This is a genomic window from Duganella sp. Leaf126 (genome assembly GCF_001423125.1).
GTDB lineage: Bacteria > Pseudomonadota > Gammaproteobacteria > Burkholderiales > Burkholderiaceae_D > Rugamonas.
The window spans coordinates 179,963-199,836 of sequence record NZ_LMNW01000036.1; the positions used below are offsets into that span (position 1 = coordinate 179,963).

Consider the following 19,874-nt stretch of genomic DNA (forward strand, 5'->3'; position numbering starts at 1 on the left):
CGCCGGACGTCATGCCAGCATCGGCGGCGACGCTGACGCCGATGCCGATGCCGACGCTGACGGCACCGGCAGCAATGGCAGCGGCACCTGGAACGACACCGGCAACGACAATGGCACCGGGACCGGTACCAGCATCGCCACGGGCACCGGCAACGGCAACGCCGCAGGCAGCTCCAACGACAACGGCACCTGGAACGATATCGCCACCGGCAGCGGCAACGAAAACGGCAACGCCAGCGGCAACGACAACGGCAACGACAACGGCAACGACAACGACAACGGCAACGACAACGACAACGGCAACAGCAACAGCAACAGCAACAGCAACAGCAACAGCAACAGCAACAGCAACGACAACGACAACGCCAGCGACAACAACCACTGCAACGACAACGCCACCGGCAGCGACGACTCTGTCTGCACCGGCACCGGCACCGGCACCGGCCAAGCCAGCCGCCACCACGCCGGCCAGTTGCGACGCCCGGCGCCCGGTCATCAATTTCAACCGCTGGGCCGAGAACTGGAGTGTGCTGGCCGCTGGCTGCCTGCCGCGCCAGCCGCTCGACGGTTTCAAATACCTGCCGTTCGGTGATGCCGGCTCCTACCTGTCGCTGGGCGCGGGGCTGCGCGAGCGCTACGAGCACCTGAATGCGCCGGCGTTCGGCGCTGGCGCGGCGCCGTCCGACGGTTACCTGATCCAGCGCGCCAATGTTCACGCCGACCTGCGCCTGGGGCCTTATGTCCAGGTGTTCGGCCAGCTGGTCGATGCGCGTGCGTTCGACAAGAAGACCATTGCAGCGCCCGACCGCGACCGGCTCGATGTCGAGCAGCTGTTCGTGGCAGCGGTCGTGCCCACGGCCGACGGCGCCGTCAAGCTGCGCGCGGGCCGGCAGCAGATGGCGTTCGACCTGCAGCGCTTCATCGCCGCCCGCGACGGCCCCAATGTGCGCCAGTCGTTCGACGGCGTGTGGGCCAACTGGGAGCATGGGCCGTGGCGCGTGATCGGCTACGTCACGCAGCCGGTGCAATACCGCAGCGACAAATCGTTCGACGACCATTCCAACGGCCGCCTGACGCTGAACGGCCTGCGCCTCGAGCGCCAGGGCGTGGGACCGGGCGACCTGTCGGGCTACTATTCGCGCTACCGCCGTGACGATGCGCGCTTTCTGGACGCTGCCGGCAACGAACGGCGCGATGTCTACGATCTGCGCTACAGCGGCGCCACCGGCGCCGTCGACTGGGACGTGGAAGGCATGCTGCAGCGCGGCCAGGTCGGCGCGCGCCAGGTGTCGGCCTGGGCGCTTGGTTCGGTTGCCGGCTACACCTTTGCCGATACGGCCTGGACGCCGCGCGCAGGGCTGCAGTTCGACATGGCCTCGGGCGACAGGCACGCTGGCGACGGCAAGCTCGGTACCTTCAATCCGCTGTTCGCCAACGGCTATTATTTTTCGCTGGCGGGACTGACCGGCTACAGCAACCTGGTCCACCTGAAGCCCTCGCTCAAGCTCAAGCCGGCCAGGACGCTCAGCGTAACTGCGGCGCTGGGGTTGCAATGGCGTCAGACCACGGGCGACGCGGTGTACGTGCAAAGCATGGCGGCCGTGCCGCGCACGGCAGGGCAGGGGTCGCGCTGGACCGGCGCCTACGCCCAGCTGCGCACCGACTGGGCGGTGACGCCGACGCTGACCGCCGCACTGGAAGCGGTGCACTTCCACGCTGGCGACAGCCTGCGCCGGGCGGGCGGCCGCGATGCCGATTACCTGGGCATGGAACTGAAGTTCGGCTGGTGAGCGCGATTATGTTCTGCACCGAACATAGTGTGGCCTGGAATCAATTTAGAATCGCCGGGGACGCTACCCGTATTTCTCTCTCCAGGACACCCGATGAAAAAAATAATGCTTGCCTTTGGCGTGGTGCACGCCGTGACCGCGCTGCTGTTCGCTGCCGGCGCCATCTGCCTGATCGTGATCGGCGCCCAGATCGGCTGGGATGCGATGACCACCGGCGATGTCGGCCTGACCTCGGCGCAGGACGTGATCGAGGCGATCGGCATCCTGGCCGCTGCCGTGGTGGCCTTGCAGATCGCCGAAACCATCATCGAGGAAGAAGTCGTGCGCGATGCCGACATCAGCGCGCCGACCCGCGTGCGGCGCTTCCTGTCGCGCTTTTTCGTGGTGGTGGTGGTGGCGCTCGGTATCGAGGGGCTGGTCGCGACCTTCCACGCCGTCCATGACGACCTGGCCGACCTGGTCTATGCCGCCGCGCTGGTGGGCAGCGTGGGCATCCTGCTGGCAGCGTGGGGACTGTTCGTGCACCTGAACCGTTCGGCCGAGGAGCTCGAACCCGATGCGATGGAGGAGGCCAAGAGCGAGGATGAGAAGATCCAGGGCGAGTGAGCTGCCCTGCAGCGGCGCGGCAGCCCGATCCGGCATCCCATCCTGCGGCCCATCGGGCAGACCCTTAGCGCGATGGGCTGCCGGACGTCATGCTCAGCGCAGCGCAGTGGTATAGGTCAGCGAGCCGTAGGTCTTGCGGCGGCCGGTGCCGGTGGTCAGCGCACTGGTATTTTGCAGCGAGAACGCCAGCGACGAATCGCCCCAGCCGTAAGCGATGCCGGCCTGGCCCAGCAACTGCGATTCGCGCAGCTCGGCGCGGGTGCCGGCTGGCGGCAGGTCGTTGCTGATGCCGGCATGCGAGAAGAAATGGTCGCCATGCACGGCCAGGTACACCATCCAGCCGCGACCGAACATCAAGGGGTCGGCGCCGCGCGCCAGCTGGCGCAGCGACGACGCGTAGCTGCGCTTGAGCGACGTGCCATAGCGCAGGATCGCGCTGCCGCCCACCGACGACAGCAGGTTGCTGGCCTCGACGCCGCCGAGCACGATGGCGTCCAGCGACGGCGCCACACTCTCGCCGTCGCCGCTGGCCAGGCGCAAGGCGCGGTAGCGCTCGATGCCGTACAGCAGCCGGTTCGAGACCTGGCTGTCCCAGCCCTCGGGCCTGGTCGATCCGGTGATGCGATGGATAAAGGTCTGGGCCTGGCGCGCGCCCGAGGCCGGGCCGATCATGCCGAGATTGAGGCTGAACATGTCCGCCACATCGCCCTGCACCGATACCTGGGCAGCGCGCACCCACAGCGCGCCCAGGTAGGGCGCATCCATCGGGTCCGGGTTCTTGCGGCTGATGTCTTCCGGCGTGACCATGATCTGGTTCAGCGACACCGACGTCAGCGCGGCCGGCCCGACGGCCAGCAGCGGTGCGACCGACGACAGCAGGCCGTCCGGCGCCAGCGCCGCTGCGCCGGGCGCCGCGCTGCGCACGTAGGCGACCATCAGGCCGTTGGTGTAGCCGCCGCCGTCGGCGCCGGCGAAGATATCGTTCTGGAACATCACCGTTAGATGCCGGTCCTCGGCGGCGGCCGTGCCGCTCAGGGAAAGGGCGCTCAGCGGGAGCAGGGCAAGGGTGAGGCGCGCGGCAAGTCGAGTCGGTGTCATCGTGTGTGCAAGAGAGGGAAGGGGATGGACGGCGCAATGCCGGCTCCATACCACGCAGTCTGGAGACAGCCTTGATGCGGGTCAAGCGAACTCGACAATTAAGTGTGCGACGGAACACCCTGGAGGGACGCCGTTCACCCATTCGGCAGAGTTGTGCTCACCGGGCGGTGCAGGAGGGCCGTCATGATCGTGACGGCTATTTCGTCTTCGGCTTGCGCGCGAGGATGTCGGCAATCTGCTTCTTTTCCTTGTCGGTGGCCTTGGCCAGCAGCGTCTCGTGCTGCTGCGCCGTGTGCACCGCGCGTTCGATGTCGGGCGTGATGGCCGCCGCTTTGCCGATGCGGTAGGTGAGGTAGCCGGTCAGCAGGCAGGCCGCCAGTGCGCAGGCAATGTAGCCGGCGTTCCACAGGGCGGCGCGGCCGTGGGCGCGGCCGAGATCGCGGCAGACCTGTTCGGCCTGGCCGGTCACGGCTGCCAGTTGCGCCACCGAGGCGGCCACGGCGGCGGTTGCGGCCTCGGTGGCCAGGCGCGACGCCTCGCGCGCGCTGGTCTCGACGATGGCGGCAGCGCGGGCTTCCACCCTGGCCGCTTCGGCGATGCGGCCGTCTATCTGGTTCAGGCTGATATTTGCCATGCGGATCAGCTTGTCGCAGCTGGCGACCTGGCGCGTGAAATTGTGCAGGTCGGCCTGCAGGCGCTCGGCCTGGGTGGTGAAGAAGTCGCCTTGCGGATGCGCGGTCAGGTCGTCTTTGTTCATCAGGGCTTCCGATAGAAAAAGGGCGTGCTGCAAGGAATGCAACACGCCCCCATCATACCCAAAACCGCCGGTATGGCGTTCCTGCGTCGGCGATCGTTAGTTGGCGACCGTCAGCGTCAGGGTGGTGCCGCTGTAGGTCGGCGTGACCTTGGCAAAGCCGGCCACCGTGATGGTGGCAAACGTGCCTTGCAGGCGGCCAGCGGTGAGCACGGTGATGGTGTCGCCCGCTTTCGGCTTGTAGCTGCCGGGGAATTTCACGCTCAAGACGCCGCCGCCGATGGTGGCGTCACCGGTCACGGTCATGCCGGCCTGGCTGGCCGACACGGTGTTGATTTCCAGCGCGGTGGCGCCGGCCAGCTGGGTGTACTTGCCGCCCACCTTGACCGGGCTGGCGGCATTGACTGCCAGCGTGCCGCCGCTCACGTAGACGTCGCCGGCGCCGAATGCTGCGGACGAATTCGCTTCGAGCGTGCCGGCCGTCAGCTCGGTGCCGCCGGTCCAGCTGTTGTTGCCGCCCAGCTTGAGCGTTCCCGTGCCTTGCTTGACCAGCTTGCCCGTACCGCCGATGTCGTTGCGCCAGCGGTCGGCCGCATTGAAGCCGCCTTTCGAGGCATCCATGTTGACCACGACATTGCCCTTGAACGCGCCGTAGCCGTCGGCTGCCGCGAACAGATTCAAACGGCCCCAGCCTTCAGGGTCGTCCATCACCGGGTAGCCGGAAGCGAGCGCGGTGGTCTTCAGCACCACGCGGCGCTGGTCGGCGCTCAGGTAGGGCAAGCGGGTTTCGATCAGCACCTCGGCGCCTTTCGGCACCACTGCCGCTGCCGTGGTGCTGGCAATTTGCGGCATGCCGTAGGTGCTGCGGCGGATGTAGTTGGCCTTGTTGGTGGCGTAGTCGGCAAAGCGGTCGGTGGCCGTGGTGCCCGATTGCGCAAACGCCGGGTAGGTGCTGGCGTTGGTGGACGTGGCCGCCATCAGCGTGGTGTGGGCCTGGGCGTAGGCATTGGCTTTCAGGGTCTGGTTGGCCGGATCGACGAGGTTGCCGGCGACCACGGCTTCGCCGTGGATGCGACCGCTCAGTACGTCCAGCGGCGAGTGCATGCCGGCCAGGATGCGCGATTCGCCCAGTTCCAGGCCCCGGCTGAGGATTTCCTGGAACCGTTCCGGCACCACGTAGGCCATCGCCAGCGCATTGCGCATCGCTTCGGCCGAGTGGCCGCTGGTAAAGCCGCCGTCGGTGGTCGGCGTGCCCGAGCGGGCCGGCAGCAGCGCCGGCAGCACTTGCACCGACGCACTCCAGCGGTACGGACGCGCATACTTGTAGAAGCGCTTGGCCGGTTCGGTGGAACCGTTGGTGCCCACCATGTTGACGAAATCGACCACGGTGCCGAAGTTGGCGTTGGCGCTGCCACCGACGCCGTTGTTGTTGCCGCCGTCGTTGTACAGCACGGTGGTGGCGTCGGCCGGCACGCCGGTGATCGTGGTGGTCTGCTGGGTGGCCGCGCGCCAGGCGGCGGTCAGCGGGCCCATCGAATCGCTGACGCTGTAGCCCTTGCCGCGGCGGTCGTCGAGGTAGGCCAGCGTGGCCTGGTCGGCGGTACGGCCGGCAGTGGCTTTGACCACGTAGTCGATATTGTAGTTGTGGACGGTGGCGTTGCGCACGGTGCCGCCGTTGCTGCCATCGTTGGGCAGGCCGGTCCAGGCGGAGGCAACGACCGCCGGGAAGTTGCCCACGGCCGGCGCGGTCTGGCCTGCATCGACGATCTGGGTCAGCGGGGTCCAGATGTCGAGCATGCCGGCCAGCACGCGCACGCCGGCGTTGGTATCGAGCGTGGCGTAGCGGGCGTCGCCGCGCTGGTTGGTGGCAATGGTATCGACAAACGCGGTGACCGTCGGCACGGGCGCCGTGTCGGCCGCACCCTGGTCGGCCGGCGCCGCCGGCATGACCAGCGGGCCTTCATGGTAGGTGCCACCGCAGGCGCTGAGCGCGACGGCGATGCTGAGGGCGAGGATGAGCGGGCGTGGCGAAACGTGCATGGCGGGTCCGGTGATAATGAAAGATGCGATAGAGTAATGGTCTGATATGACGCGCCTGTTACAAGCGGTGGTCTGCGTGAAAAAATTTCTCGTCGGCCGCCGTTTGCTACAATGGACCGGTGAAAAAACTCCTGCTCATCCTGCTGCTTGCCATCTTGCCGATCCAGTCCGCCTGGTCGATGGCGGCCGTGTATTGCGGGCATGAGCAAAGCAGCGAGCCTCGTGCTTCCCACTTCGGCCACCACGGCCACCAGCACCAGGCGCTGGCCGGCGACGATGACGGTGGCAAGGACCACCAGCCCGGCAAGACCAAGGCCCACAGCGACTGCGAAGTCTGCCACCACGCGGTGCAGGCCTCGGTGCTCGACCAGCATGGTCTGGCCGTGCCACCGATCACCGTCGCCTACGCGCGGCCGCCGTCCCGCCTGTACCTGTCTCCCGTCGCCGAAGGGCCGCCCCGGCCCAACTGGCTGCGCGTCGCCTAGCACCTGTTTCGGCAGCAGCGGCGGTGCGCCTGCAGCGCCTTTCCCTGCCGAGCGGGTGGTTCAGCGACGAGACGCTCGCCTGATGCCCTGACGCCGCCGTCTCGTCGAATATCCCCCTGTCTGGAGAATTCGATGATCAAGTATGTCTTGCCGCTCTGTGTCGCGGCCTGGCCGGCGTGCGCGCCGGCCGCTTCCGAGCCGGCTGCGCCGCTCACCTTGCAGACCGCGCTGGCGCTGGCCGCCGGCGCCAATGCCGAGCTGTCGGCCGCGCGCCACGAGCTGGGCGCCACCGACGGCGCCGTGCAGCAGGCCGGCCTGCTGCCCAATCCCGTGCTGGAAGTGGAGCGGGTGGACCGCAAGCGCGCCGACGACGTGCGCGAAACCACGCTGGTATGGCACCAGCCGCTCGAACTGGGCGGCAAACGCGGCGCCCGTCTCGCTGCTGCCGGCCGCGCACGCGACAGCGCGGCTGCTGCCCTGAGCGCGCGCCAGGCCGACCTGCGCGCCAGCGTCATCGACGCCTGGTTTGCCGTGCTGGCCGCGCAGGAGCAGCTGCGCCTGGCGCAGCAGGCAACGGACCTGGCGCAGCGCGCGGCCCAGGCCACCGGCCGCCGCGTCGTCGCCGGCAAGGTCTCGCCGGTGGAAGAGACCCGTGCCAGGGTCGCTGCCGCCTCGGTCGCCCTGGAGCTGCTGCGCGCGCGCAGCACGCTGGCGGTGGCCCGCAAAACGCTGTCGGCCCTGTGGGGCAACCCGGCGCCGCAATTCGAACGGGCCGACGGCGATATCGACCAGTTGCCGTCGCTGCCGGCGCCGGCCCTGCTGCACCACCGGCTGGCGCAGGCGCCGGCCATGGCGCAGGCGCGCGCGGAACTGGCCAGCCGCCAGGCGCTGGCGCAGGTGGCGCTGTCGCGCCGCCTACCCGACATCACGCTGAGCGTGGGCAGCAAGCGCTCGGCGGAACTGGGCCGCTCGCAGCTGATCGTGGGCTTGTCGGCGCCGCTGCCGCTGTTCGACCGCAACCAGGGCAATGTGCTCGAGACCGCGCGCCGCGTGGACCAGGCGCGCGACGCGCTGTCGGCCACCGCGCTGCGGCTCGACGCCGAACTGGCGCAGGCGCGCGAGGAATTCGACCTGGCCCGCGACCAGGCGCTGGCGCTGCGCACCGACATCGTGCCCGGCGCGCACAGTGCCTATGTCGCTGCCACCACCGGTTTCGAACACGGCAAGTTCGGCTTCCTCGACGTGCTCGACGCCCAGCGCACGCTGCTCGAGGCCCGCTCGCAATACCTGAACGTGCTGGCGCAGGCGCACCGCGCCCATGCCGCCATCGTCCGCATCCTGGGAGCAGAACAATGAAGCCGCAACACAGCCGCATCATGGCCGCCATGGCGGTCGTCGGACTGCTCCTGGCCGCGTGGATCGTGCTGCCCGAACCGGCAGACGAGGCGCATGGCGCGCATGACCGCGACGCCGCGCCTGCTGCGGCAGCAGCCGTAGCGCCACCCGGGGCCGACCCGGCACGAACAACGCCACCGTCACCGGTATCGGCATCGGCGCAAGCGAGCGCCCATGCCGGCGCCGGACCTGCCACGATCGCGCTCGACGCCGCGCAGATCAAGGCTGCCGGCATCGTGCTGGCCACTGCGGCGCCGGCGCCGGTCAACGTGGTGACGTCGCTGCCGGGCGAGATCCGCTTCAACGAGGACCGCACCGCCCACGTGGTGCCGAAGCTGGCCGGCGTGGTGACGGCCGTGCACGCCGATCTGGGCCAGCGCGTGCAGCAGGGCCAGCTGCTGGCCGTGATCGCCAGCAGCAGCCTGTCCGACCAGCGCAGCGAACTGCTGTCGGCGCAGCGCCGCCTGGCGCTGGCCACGACCACGCTCGCGCGCGAGCAGCGTCTGTGGCAGGACAGGATCTCGGCCGAGCAGGATTATCTGCAGGCGCAGCAAGCCGTGAGCGAAGCCGAGATCGCCGTGCAGAATGCGCGCCAGAAGCTCGGCGCCATCGGTGCCGGGGCGGTGGACGCAAAACATCTCAACCGCCTGGAACTGCGCGCGCCGTTTTCCGGCGTGGTGATGGACAAGCACCTGACGCAAGGCGAAGCGGTCAAGGAGGATGCGATCGTGTTCACGCTGTCCGACCTGTCCACCGTGTGGGCCGACGTCGCCGTGCCGCCACGCGACCTGCACCTGATGCGGGTCGGCGAGACCGTCACCGTCAAGGCTACCGCGTTTGCTGCGCAGGCGCAGGGCACCATCATCTACGTGGGCGAGCTGCTGGGCGAACAGACCCGCACCGCGCGCGCGCGGGTGGCGCTGGCCAACCCGGACCGCGCCTGGCGCCCGGGCCTGTTCGTCACGGTCGACGTGCGGTCCGGCCCTGCCGCTGCTGCCTCCGCTGCTGTTCCCATTCCTGTCGCCGTGGCGGCAGACGCGGTGCAGATGGTGGACGAGCACCCGGTGGTGTTCGTCGAGGTGGCCGGCGGCTTCCGGGCGCAGCGCGTGCAACCGGGGCGCAGCGACGGCAGGATGACCGAAGTGCTGGCCGGCCTCGCGCCCGGCGCCCGGTATGCCGCTGCCGGCAGCTTCGTGCTCAAGGCGGAGCTGGGCAAAGACAGCGCCGAACACGCCCATTGACCGCGGAGAGCCCATGTTCGAACGACTGATTCAATTTGCCATCGGCCAGCGCGCGCTGGTGATGCTGCTGGTCGCCGCCATGGCGGCGCTGGGCATCTACCATTATCGGCACCTGCCGATCGACGCCGTGCCCGACATCACCAATGTCCAGGTGCAGATCAACACGGCGGCGCCCGGCTACTCGCCGCTGGAAACCGAGCAGCGCGTGACCTACCCGCTCGAGACGGTGATGGCCGGCCTGCCGCACCTCGTGCAAACCCGCTCGCTGTCGCGCTACGGCCTGTCGCAGATCACCGTGGTCTTCGAGGACGGCACCGATATCTTCTTTGCCCGCCAGCTGGTCAATGAACGCCTGCAGCAGGCACGCGACCAGCTGCCGGCCGGCGTGACGCCGGCCATGGGGCCGGTATCGACCGGTCTCGGCGAAATCTACCTGTGGACGGTGGAAGCGACGCCGGGCGCCCGCAAGGCCGACGGTACACCGTACACCCCGACCGACCTGCGCGAGATCCAGGACTGGATCATCAAGCCGCAGCTGCGCAACGTGCCGGGCGTGGCCGAGATCAATGCCATCGGCGGCCATGTGCGCCAGTACCAGGTGGCGCCCGATCCGCAGCGCCTGGCCTCCTACGGCCTGACCTTGCAGGACGTGGTGGCGGCGCTGACCCGCAACAACGGCAATGCCAGCGCCGGCTACATCGAAAAGCGCGGCGAGCAGCTGCTGGTGCGCGCGCCGGGCCAGGTGCAGACGCGCGACGATATCGGCAACATCCTCGTGACCAGCGCCGGCGGTGGAAGCGTGTCGGTGCCGGTGCGGGTGCGCGACGTGGCCGAGGTGCTGATCGGGCACGCACTGCGCACCGGCGCCGCCACCGAGAACGGCCGCGAGGTGGTGCTCGGCACGGCGTTCATGCTGACCGGCCAGAACAGCCGCACCGTGGCGCAGGCGGTGGACCGCAAGCTGGTGGAGATCAACCGCAGCCTGCCGGCCGGCGTGGTCGCGGTCACCGTGTACGACCGCACCGTCCTGGTGGACAAGGCCATCGCCACCGTGAAGAAAAACCTGCTGGAAGGGGCGGTGCTGGTGATCGCCGTGCTGTTTGTCTTCCTCGGCAACCTGCGCGCTGCGGTGATCACGGCGATGGTGATCCCGCTGTCGATGCTGTTTACCTTTACCGGCATGGTCGGCTTCAAGGTCAGCGCCAACCTGCTCAGCCTGGGGGCGCTGGACTTCGGCATCATCGTCGACGGCGCGGTGGTCATCGTCGAGAACTGCGTGCGGCGCCTCGCGCAGGCGCAAGCGCAGGCGCAAGCGCAGGCCGGGCGCACGCTGACGCGCGCCGAGCGTTATCGCGCGGTGTTCGCGGCCGCGCAGGAAGCACGCCGCCCGCTGCTGTACGGCCAGGCCATCATCATGGTCGTGTACCTGCCGATCTTTGCGCTGACTGGCGTCGAGGGCCGCATGTTCCAGCCGATGGCGCTGACCGTGGTGCTGGCGCTGGCCGGTGCCATGCTGTTGTCGATCACCTTCGTGCCTGCCGCCGTGGCGCTGTGCATCGGCGACCGGGTGGCGGACCGGGAGCAGCGGCAACTGGGCGCCTGGTACGGGCGGCTGCTGGACCGGGCGCTGGCCGCGACGCCGGTGGTGCTGGCGTTTGCCGGCATCGCGGTGCTGCTGTCGCTGCTGCTGGCCACGCGCCTGGGCAGCGAGTTCGTGCCGAGCCTGAACGAAGGCGACTTGGCGATCCAGGCACTGCGCATCCCCGGCACCAGTCTCACGCAGTCGGTGGCGATGCAGCAGCAGATCGAGACGGTGCTCAGGCAGCGCTATCCCGAGATCGCGCGCGTGTTCGCCCGCACCGGCACGGCGGAAATCGCGTCCGATCCGATGCCGCCCAATATCTCGGACGGCTACATCATGCTCAAGCCGGCGGCGCAATGGCCCAAGCTTGCCAACGGCAGGGCCAGGACGCGTGACGAACTGCGCGCTGATATCGAACAGACCCTGGCGCGCCTGCCCGGCAACGGCTACGAGTTTTCGCAGCCGATCCAGCTGCGCTTCAACGAATTGATCTCGGGCGTGCGCAGCGATGTGGCGGTCAAGCTGTTCGGCGACGATAGGCAGGTGCTCGACGCCACCGCCGCGCAGATCGCCGCCACGCTGGCCGGCGTGGCCGGCGCCGCCGAAGTGAAGGTGGAGCAGACCACCGGCTTGCCGGTGCTGACGGTGCAGATCGACCGCGAGAAGACGGCGCGCTATGGCCTCAACGTGGCCGACGTGCAGGACACGGTCGCCGTCGCCATCGGCGGCGCCGCAGCCGGCACGCTGTTCGAGGGCGACCGCCGCTTCGACATCGTGGTGCGCCTGGCCGACGCCCAGCGCCAGGACCTGGAAGCGCTGCGCCGGCTGCCGGTGCCGCTGCCGGCAAGCCGGGGCGCGGCCGGTGCCGGTGCAGCGGACAACCCGGGCGATAACACCAGGAGCAGCTCAGCGGGCATCTCGGGGAGCCGCCCGGAGGGCAACCAGGCGGTCAGCTTCATTCCGCTCGGCGAACTGGCCACGTTCACGATCGCGCCCGGCCCCAACCAGGTCAGCCGCGAGGACGGCAAGCGCCGCGTGGTCGTCAGCGCCAATGTGCGCGGGCGCGATATCGGTTCGTTCGTGGCCGAGGCGCAGGCGGCGCTGCATGCGCAGGTCAAGGTGCCGGCCGGTTACTGGACCACGTGGGGCGGCCAGTTCGCGCAGCTGGCGTCGGCCACGCAGCGGTTGCAGCTGGTGGTGCCGCTGGCGTTGGCGCTGGTCCTGATAATGCTGTTTGCCATGTTCGGCAGCATCAAGGACGGCTTGCTGGTGTTTAGCGGCATTCCGTTCGCGCTCACCGGCGGTGTCGCGGCCCTGGCGGCGCGCGGCATTCCGCTGTCGATGTCGGCGGCGGTCGGCTTCATCGCGCTGTCGGGCGTGGCCGTGCTCAACGGCCTGGTGCTGGTGTCGTTCATCCGCAAGCTGCGCGACGACGGCCTGACGGTGGAGCAGGCGATCCGCGCGGGTGCGCTGGGCCGGCTGCGGCCGGTGCTGATGACAGCGCTGGTGGCTTCGCTCGGCTTCATCCCGATGGCGCTGGCCACCGGCACCGGCGCCGAGGTCCAGCGCCCGCTGGCCACGGTGGTCATCGGCGGCATCCTGTCCTCGACGGCGTTGACCTTGCTGGTGCTGCCGCTGTTGTACCGGCTGCTGCACGGGCGGCGTCCGCCGTCTGCCTGACCGCGCCTGGCGGCGCGCCACGGCGCACGGTACAATCGGCAACCGACGACGTACAACGTACCGCGCACCGGGTGCGCCCGACAAGAGAGCAGCAGATGCAGGAATTCGAAAAATGGCTGGCGCGGGTCCTGCTGCTCAATAGCGCGCTGGCGCTGGCCGTCAGTCTCGGCCTGCTCGGCGAGCCGCAGTACGGCGCTGCGCTGGCAGTGCTGTTCAGCGTGGCCATGCTGGGCTTCCTGGCGGCCGTGCTCTCGCTCAAGCGCATGGTCTCCGGTCTGGCAGGCGGCATCCTGTATTACCTGCCGCAGTCGGTCAGTTATTTCCCTTACGACGGCAGCTGGCAATTCAGCGTCAAGGCCGGCGTGAGCCTGGGCCTGGTGGCGCGTCTGAGCCACGGCGTCTTCGTGCTCAATCTGGTGGCACTGGCCCTGCTGGCTGCCACGGCGGCGGTCCTGGCCTGGCGCCTGCGTGCGCGCCACCCCGCATCCTCCCCGGCGCAGCCGACGCGCTGACACCAGCTTACCGTCTCGACCATCTCTGCTGTCATTTTGCAAAGTTACACCACGGGAAGACTGTTTCAACGCCGGTGATTATTTGCCATTAATCAAGTTTAATGCTGTGAAGATAGAGTAATCACGCCGTTTGCGGGCGTTGTCGGCGGTTAAATGTTGTCAAAAATTTGGTTGCGGCAACGAGACATGCATTCAATTAAATTCTCTGCGGCAATTCCTTGCGTTATACTCGCCACTATTTCGGACGTCCCGGGTAGCTGGTCAGCTCCCCAGCGTTTGAAAAAATGCGTTGAATTTCAAAGGGTTGGCTTGATCGCTTCGGATGGAGTCCGCGTCGAACAAATATTTTTCCCCGCAGGAACAAGTTTACTTAGTGGAACATTCGCGGCGGTCGCCCTGTCATGTTGCCGCCGTCTGCCTGTTCCGGCACGCGCCCTGCGCATGGCACTTGTGGTGTATTAAACAAGAAATAGTCGTTGCATATTACGTAACGAAAAAAGCTCGCATTGTTTGCTAAAGTTAACATTTTTGTTGACGTAAAGAACGATACGAGCGCCTCGTTGCGACGGTAGTACTGGGTTGGTTGTAAATACATATTAATAAAACGGCATATTGCCACGACGAAGGCCAACGACGACGGACAGGGCCGTCGTTCACTTTGGACAGACATCGAATCAGCGCCTTCTTTTAGGAGAAACACACATGGGCTATTTCACCGGTTTAAGCACGCAAAACGTTGCGGCAATTTCCACGACGCAGATCGCTGCGCTGGGCACCTCGAACTTCACGGACCTGACGTCGGATCAGATCGTGGCGCTGACCACGGACCAGGTCGTAGCACTGCGTTCGCAGCAAGTCGCCGCCATCTCCACCGCCACCATCTCGCGCATGGCGACCGAGGATTTCGCCGCGCTGACCACCAGCACCCTGACGGGCCTGACCACCGCGCAAGTGCGTGCGCTGTCGTCCAACCAGATCGTTGCGCTGACCACCGGCCAGGCCGGTGCACTGACGACCGCGCAGGTTGCCGCCTTCGGTACCGACAGCATCGCTGCGCTGGAAACCGCTGATTTCGCCGCCTTCAAGACCGCTTCGGTCGCAGCCCTGACCACTGCCCAGATCAAGGCGCTGACCACCAACCAGATCGTTGCCCTGACCACCGCCAGCGCCAATGCGCTGACGTCGCAACAAGTTGCCGCGCTCAATACCGAGGCCATCGTCGCCCTCGAATCGGCCGACCTGGCCGCCATGAAATCGTCGTCGATCGCTGCCCTGACCTCGTCGCAGGTGGCAGCCCTGACCACTGCCCAGGTGCAGGCCCTGTCCACCGCGTCGCTGTCGGCCATTTCGACGGCCAGCATTGCCACCGGCCTGACCACCAACCAGATCGTCGCGCTGAGCTCGAACCAGATCGCCGGCCTGACCACCGCCCAAGTCGCTGCCCTGTCGACCAACAGCATCGCCGCGATCGAAGTGGCCGACCTGGCCGGCTTGAGCACCGCTGGCATTGCTGCCCTGAAAACGGCACAGGTTGCCGCGCTGACCACGACGCAGCTGGCAGCCCTGTCCACCAACCAGGTCGTTGCGCTGACCACGGCTGACGCTGCCGCGCTGACCACCAACCAGATCGTGGCCCTGACCACCACCCAGGCCGGTGCGCTGACCAGCCAGCAGGTGGCCGGCCTGTCCAACGGTGCGGTCGCCGCCATCGAAACGGCCGATTTCGCCGCCCTGAAAACGGCCACCCTGGCCGGGATGACCACCAACCAGATCCGTGCCCTGACCACCAACCAGGTCGTGGCGCTGACCACGGCCGGCGCCAATGCGCTGACCACCCAGCAAGTCGCGGCACTGACCACCGACGCCATCGTGGCGCTGGAAACGGCCGACCTGGCTGCCCTGAAAACCGCCGCCATTGCCGGCCTGACCTCGTCGCAGGTCGCCGCCATTACCACGGCCCAGGTACAGGCGATGACGACCGCGTCGCTCGCTGCCATCTCCACCGCCAACATCGCCAACGGCCTGACCACCAACCAGATCGTCGCGTTGAGCTCGAACCAGGTTGCTGCGCTGACCACCGCCCAAGTGTCGGCACTGTCGACCAACGGCATCGTCGCCATCGAAGTGGCCGACCTGGCCGGCTTGACCACGGCCGGCGTGGCCGCCCTGAAAACGGCGCAGGCTGCTGCCCTGACCACCGCACAACTGGTGGCCCTGTCCAGCAACCAGATCGTCGCGCTGACCAGTGCCAACGCTGCTGCGCTGACGACCAACCAGATCGTCGCCCTGACCACCGCCCAGGCTGGCGTACTGACCAGCCAGCAGGTGGCCGGCCTGTCCAACGCCGCGATTGCGGCGCTGGAAACGGCTGACTTTGCTGCCCTGAAAACGTCGAGCCTGGCTGCCCTGACCACGGGCCAGATCCGCGCCCTGACCACCAACCAGATCGTCGCCCTGACCACCGCCGGTGCCGGCGCCTTGACCACGCAGCAGGTGGCCGCGTTCACCACCGACCAGATCGTGGCGCTGGAAACGGCCGACCTGCGCGGCCTCGACACCGCCTCGTACGCCGCCCTGACCTCGGCGCAAGTTGGCGCGCTGACCACCGCCCAGGTGCAGAGCCTGAACACGGCGTCGCTGGCAGCCATCTCCACCGCCAACATCGCCAACGGCCTGACCACCAACCAGATCGTCGCCCTGTCGTCGAGCCAGATCGCCGGCCTGACCACRGCCATCTCCACCGCCAACATCGCCAACGGCCTGACCACCAACCAGATCGTCGCCCTGTCGTCGAGCCAGATCGCCGGCCTGACCACGGCCCAGATCGGCGCGCTGTCGACCAACGGCATCGTCGCCATCGAGGTGGCCGACCTGGCCGGTTTGACCACGGCCGGCGTCGCTGCCCTGAAAACGGCGCAGGTCGCCGCCTTGACCACCGCGCAGCTGGCCGCCCTGTCCACCAGCCAGATCGGTGCATTGACCACGGCCGGCGCTGCCGCGCTGACCACCAACCAGATCGTGGCCCTGACCACCACCCAGGCCGGCGCGCTGACCAGCCAGCAGGTGGCCAACCTGTCCAACGCCGCGATCGCCGCGCTGGAAACGGCTGACTTTGCCGCGCTGAAAACGTCGAGCCTGGCTGCGCTGACCACCGGCCAGATCCGCGCCCTGACCACCAACCAGATCGTGGCCCTGAGCACGGCCGCCGCCAATGCCCTGACCACCCAGCAAGTCGCAGCGCTGACCACCGACGCCATCGTGGCGCTGGAAACGGCCGACCTGGCAGCACTGAAATCGGCCGCCATCGGCGCGCTGACCTCGACCCAGGTGGCTGCCATTACCACGGCCCAGGTGCAGGCAATGACGACCGCGTCGCTGGCTGCCATTTCCACCGCCAACATCGCCAACGGCCTGACCACCAACCAGATCGTCGCCCTGTCGTCGAACCAGATCGCCGCGCTGACCACCGCGCAAGTGGCCGCGCTGTCGACCAACGGCATCGTCGCCATCGAAGTGGCCGACCTGGCCGGCTTGACCACGGCCGGCGTGGCTGCCCTCAAAACGGCGCAGGTCGCTGCCCTGACCACCGCGCAGCTGGTGGCCCTGTCCACCAACCAGATCGCCGCGCTGACCACGGCTGACGCTGCTGCGCTGACGACCAACCAGATCGTGGCCCTGACCACCACCCAGTCTGGCGCACTGACCAGCCAGCAGGTGGCCGGCCTATCCAGCGGCGCGATTGCCGCCATGGAAACGGCTGACTTCGCTGCACTGAAGACCGCCAGCCTGGCTGCGCTGACCACGGGCCAGATCCGTGCCCTGACCACCAACCAGATCGTGGCCCTGACCACCGCCGGCGCCGGCGCGTTGACCACGCAGCAGGTGGCAGCGTTCACCACCGACCAGATCGTTGCCCTGGAAACGGCCGACCTGCGCGGCCTCGACACGGCCTCGTACGCCGCCCTGACGTCGGCCCAGGTCGGTGCGCTGACCACTAACCAGGTGCAGAGTCTGAACACGGCGTCGCTGGCAGCCATCTCCACCGCCAACATCGCCAACGGCCTGACCACCAACCAGATCGTCGCCCTGTCGTCGAGCCAGATCGCCGGCGCTGGCAGCCATCTCCACCGCCAACATCGCCAACGGCCTGACCACCAACCAGATCGTCGCCCTGTCGTCGAGCCAGATCGCCGGCCTGACCACGGCCCAGATCGCCGCACTGTCGACCAACGGCATCGTCGCCATCGAAGTAGCCGACCTGGCCGGTTTGACCACGGCCGGCGTGGCTGCCCTGAAAACGGCGCAGGTCGCTGCCTTGACCACCGCGCAACTGGTGGCCCTGTCCACCAACCAGATCGGTGCATTGACCACGGCCGATGCTGCGGCGCTGACCACCAACCAGATCGTGGCCCTGACCACCACCCAGGCCGGCGCCCTGACCAGCCAGCAGCTGGCAGGCCTGTCCACCGGCGCCATTGCAGCGCTGGAAACGGCCGACTTCGCAGCACTGAAGACCGCCAGCCTGGCTGCGCTGACCACCGGCCAGATCCGTGCGCTGACCACCAACCAGGTCGTGGCCCTGACCACGGCCGGCGCCAATGCGCTGTCCACGCAGCAGGTCGCGGCGCTGACCACCGACGCCATCGTGGCGCTGGAAACGGCCGACCTGGCAGCGCTGAAATCGGCGGCCATCGGCGCGCTGACCTCGACGCAAGTGGCGGCCATCACCACGGCCCAGGTACAGAGCCTGAACGCGGCGACGCTGTCGGCCATCTCGACGGCCAACATCGCCAACGGCCTGACCACCAACCAGATCGTGGCGCTGTCGTCGAACCAGGTGGCTGCGCTGACCACCGCGCAAGTGGCTGCACTGTCGACCAACGGCATCGTCGCCATCGAAGTGGCCGACCTCGCTGGCATCACCACCGGCGGGATCGCGGCCCTGAAATCGGCGCAGATTGCCGCGCTGACCACCAACCAGGTGGCGGCGCTGTCGAGCACCCAGCTGTCGGCATTCACGACCGCCGGCGTGCGCGCCCTGACCACCAACCAGGTGGTGGCGCTGACGACCGCCCAGGCTGGCGCGCTCGGCACGCTGCAAGTGGCGGCGCTCGGTACCGAAGCGGTTGCCGCGCTGGAAACGGCCGACCTGAATGCGCTCAAATCGAGCGCGATCGCCGCGCTGACCACCACCCAGCTGCGTGCGCTGACCACCAACCAGATCGGCAGCCTGAGCACTGCATCGATCGGTGCGCTGACCACGGCACAAGTGGCCAACGGCCTGACGACCGACCAGATCGTTGCGCTGGGCACCAACCAGGTGGCCGCCCTGAGCACCAACCAGGTGACCGCGCTGACCTCCGGCAGCCTGGTGGCGCTCGAGACGCGTGACCTGGTGGCCTTGCGCACGGACGCAGTCGCCGCGCTGCGCACCAACCAGCTCGCTGCGCTGACCACGACCCAGCTGGGCGCACTGACCACCACCCAGGTGGCCAGCCTGAGCACCGCAGCCTTGGCCAGCGGACTGACCACGGCCCAGGCCGTGGCCCTGTCGAGCGACCAGATCAACGCACTGAGCAGCACCCAGCTGCGCGCGCTGTCCACCAGCAGCATTGCAGCGCTGGAAACGGCCGACATCGGGGCGCTGAAAACGGCGTCGCTGGCAGCCCTGAGCACGCAGCAGTTCGTCAAGCTGACCACGGCCCAGTTCGCCGCGTTGTCGACCGACCAGATCAAGGCGCTGACGATGGGCCAGGTCGATGCGCTGTACGCCACGCCGGCCCTGAAAGCGGCAATCACCCCGGCCCAGCAGGCAGCAATGCCGCTGTCGAGCCCACTGGTACTGGACCTGAACGGCAACGGCATCGACACCCTGAACCTGTCGGCCGGCGTGCAGTTCGACCTGCGGGCGACCGGCACCAAGTCCAACGTCGGTTGGGTCGGTGGCGGCGATGGCCTGCTGGTGCTGGACCGTAACGGCGATGGCGTGATCAACGACGGTAGCGAACTGTTCGGCGAAGGCACGACCCTGGCCAACGGCCAGAAAGCCACCAACGGCTACCAGGCGCTGGCGGAACTGGACTCCAACGGCGACGGCGTGATCGATGCCAAGGACACCCAGTTCAACAACCTGCGCGTGTGGGTCGACGGCAATGCCGATGGCATCAGCCAGGCCGACGAACTGAAGTCGCTGGCCGACCTCCACATCGCCAAGCTGAACCTCGATGTGCAGAAAACCAGTGTCGTCAACAACGGCAACCTGATCGGCATGGTCTCGACCTTCGAGACCACCGACGGCGCCGTCCACCAGGCAGCGGACGTCTGGTTCCAGGACAGCGGCAAGTCGGCCGGCAGCCTGACGTCGTCGGTCAGCAGCCTGTCGAACGCGATGTCGAGCTTTGACGCGGCAGCGACCGGCACCGCCAACACGGCCAAGCTGGAACTGCCGTCGGGCGTGAACGCAGCAACTGCCGCCATGGCCAGCGCCATCGGCAACTACGAGAACAAGCTGACCGCCTCGACCCACCAGGCGGCCACCGAAGACTCGCTGCGCCTGAAGGCACTGCAAGGCGGCCATGCCCAGGGCATCCTGGCAGCCAAGTAAGCCGAGCTAGTCGTTCCCTGAAAGCGGCAAGACCTGCGGGTCTTGCCGTTTTTTTTCGGACTGCAGGGCAGTTCGATCAGGCGAATA

Annotated in this window: 12 protein-coding genes and 2 pseudogenes; 10 read left to right on the plus strand and 4 right to left on the minus strand. The window is 67.8% G+C overall.

What is annotated here, in order from left to right:
- Positions 1–9 precede the first annotated feature (9 nt).
- Positions 10–441 carry a hypothetical protein gene (locus ASF61_RS22185; RefSeq protein WP_082491883.1) on the minus strand — a complete coding sequence of 144 codons (432 nt, stop codon included), beginning with the start codon at positions 439–441 and terminating at the stop codon, positions 10–12.
- 86 nt (positions 442–527) lie between these two features.
- On the opposite strand from ASF61_RS22185, the gene ASF61_RS22190 reads away from it, so the two are divergent.
- Positions 528–1,790 (plus strand): alginate export family protein, encoded by a 1,263-nt coding sequence (locus tag ASF61_RS22190; protein WP_082491884.1) that lies wholly within the window; start codon positions 528–530, stop codon positions 1,788–1,790.
- A gap of 93 nt (positions 1,791–1,883) precedes the next feature.
- On the plus strand, positions 1,884–2,396 hold the full coding sequence (locus ASF61_RS22195; RefSeq protein WP_056161004.1) for a hypothetical protein: 513 nt from the start codon (positions 1,884–1,886) through the stop codon (positions 2,394–2,396).
- 93 nt (positions 2,397–2,489) lie between these two features.
- Here ASF61_RS22195 and ASF61_RS22200 read toward each other — a convergent pair whose 3' ends face one another.
- The 3 genes from ASF61_RS22200 to ASF61_RS22210 all read right to left on the minus strand — a co-directional run bounded on the left by ASF61_RS22200 (position 2,490) and on the right by ASF61_RS22210 (position 6,288).
- On the minus strand, positions 2,490–3,494 hold the full coding sequence (locus ASF61_RS22200) for a lipid A deacylase LpxR family protein (protein ID WP_082491885.1): 1,005 nt from the start codon (positions 3,492–3,494) through the stop codon (positions 2,490–2,492).
- A gap of 196 nt (positions 3,495–3,690) precedes the next feature.
- Positions 3,691–4,251 carry a hypothetical protein gene (locus ASF61_RS22205; RefSeq protein ID WP_056161009.1) on the minus strand — a complete coding sequence of 187 codons (561 nt, stop codon included), beginning with the start codon at positions 4,249–4,251 and terminating at the stop codon, positions 3,691–3,693.
- 96 nt (positions 4,252–4,347) lie between these two features.
- Entirely contained in the window at positions 4,348–6,288 is a 1,941-nt protein-coding gene (locus tag ASF61_RS22210; protein ID WP_056161011.1) for a phosphatase PAP2 family protein, read from the minus strand.
- Between the two features lie 119 nt (positions 6,289–6,407).
- On the opposite strand from ASF61_RS22210, the gene ASF61_RS22215 reads away from it, so the two are divergent.
- The 8 genes and pseudogenes from ASF61_RS22215 (at position 6,408) to ASF61_RS24290 (ending at position 19,787) form a co-directional block, all read left to right on the plus strand.
- A complete protein-coding gene (locus ASF61_RS22215) occupies positions 6,408–6,773 on the plus strand; it encodes a DUF2946 family protein (protein ID WP_056161013.1) in 366 nt (121 codons plus the stop codon).
- Positions 6,774–6,905: 132 nt separating this feature from the next.
- The gene (locus ASF61_RS22220) at positions 6,906–8,129 is read left to right on the plus strand and encodes a TolC family protein (RefSeq protein WP_056161015.1); all 1,224 of its coding nucleotides are present in this window, start codon (positions 6,906–6,908) and stop codon (positions 8,127–8,129) included.
- Positions 8,126–9,409 carry an efflux RND transporter periplasmic adaptor subunit gene (locus tag ASF61_RS22225; RefSeq protein ID WP_056161017.1) on the plus strand — a complete coding sequence of 428 codons (1,284 nt, stop codon included), beginning with the start codon at positions 8,126–8,128 and terminating at the stop codon, positions 9,407–9,409. Before ASF61_RS22220 ends, ASF61_RS22225 begins: the two co-directional genes overlap by 4 nt.
- 13 nt (positions 9,410–9,422) lie before the next feature.
- Positions 9,423–12,671 carry an efflux RND transporter permease subunit gene (locus tag ASF61_RS22230; RefSeq protein ID WP_056161018.1) on the plus strand — a complete coding sequence of 1,083 codons (3,249 nt, stop codon included), beginning with the start codon at positions 9,423–9,425 and terminating at the stop codon, positions 12,669–12,671.
- Between the two features lie 95 nt (positions 12,672–12,766).
- Positions 12,767–13,183, plus strand: coding sequence for a hypothetical protein (locus tag ASF61_RS22235; RefSeq protein WP_056161020.1), 417 nt, complete (start codon positions 12,767–12,769; stop codon positions 13,181–13,183).
- An 888-nt stretch (positions 13,184–14,071) separates the two neighbouring features.
- Positions 14,072–17,149, plus strand: a pseudogene (locus tag ASF61_RS22240) (beta strand repeat-containing protein); the annotation flags it as partial.
- A gap of 196 nt (positions 17,150–17,345) precedes the next feature.
- A pseudogene (locus ASF61_RS24285) lies at positions 17,346–18,128 on the plus strand (heme utilization protein); the annotation flags it as partial.
- An 84-nt stretch (positions 18,129–18,212) separates the two neighbouring features.
- Positions 18,213–19,787, plus strand: a complete 1,575-nt coding sequence (locus tag ASF61_RS24290) for a hypothetical protein (protein WP_229205971.1) — start codon at positions 18,213–18,215, stop codon at positions 19,785–19,787.
- Positions 19,788–19,874: the final 87 nt, after the last annotated feature.

Bases quoted from the DNA above. Each gene is read 5' to 3' on its own strand.
- ASF61_RS22230 (WP_056161018.1), top strand. From the start codon at position 9,423: ATGTTCGAACGACTGATTCAATTTGCCATCGGCCAGCGCGCGCTGGTG.
- ASF61_RS22195 (WP_056161004.1), top strand. From the start codon at position 1,884: ATGAAAAAAATAATGCTTGCCTTTGGCGTGGTGCACGCCGTGACCGCG.
- ASF61_RS22235 (WP_056161020.1), top strand. From the start codon at position 12,767: ATGCAGGAATTCGAAAAATGGCTGGCGCGGGTCCTGCTGCTCAATAGC.
- ASF61_RS22220 (WP_056161015.1), top strand. From the start codon at position 6,906: ATGATCAAGTATGTCTTGCCGCTCTGTGTCGCGGCCTGGCCGGCGTGC.
- ASF61_RS22205 (WP_056161009.1), bottom strand. From the start codon at position 4,251: ATGAACAAAGACGACCTGACCGCGCATCCGCAAGGCGACTTCTTCACC.
- ASF61_RS22200 (WP_082491885.1), bottom strand. From the start codon at position 3,494: ATGACACCGACTCGACTTGCCGCGCGCCTCACCCTTGCCCTGCTCCCG.
- ASF61_RS22210 (WP_056161011.1), bottom strand. From the start codon at position 6,288: ATGCACGTTTCGCCACGCCCGCTCATCCTCGCCCTCAGCATCGCCGTC.
- ASF61_RS22225 (WP_056161017.1), top strand. From the start codon at position 8,126: ATGAAGCCGCAACACAGCCGCATCATGGCCGCCATGGCGGTCGTCGGA.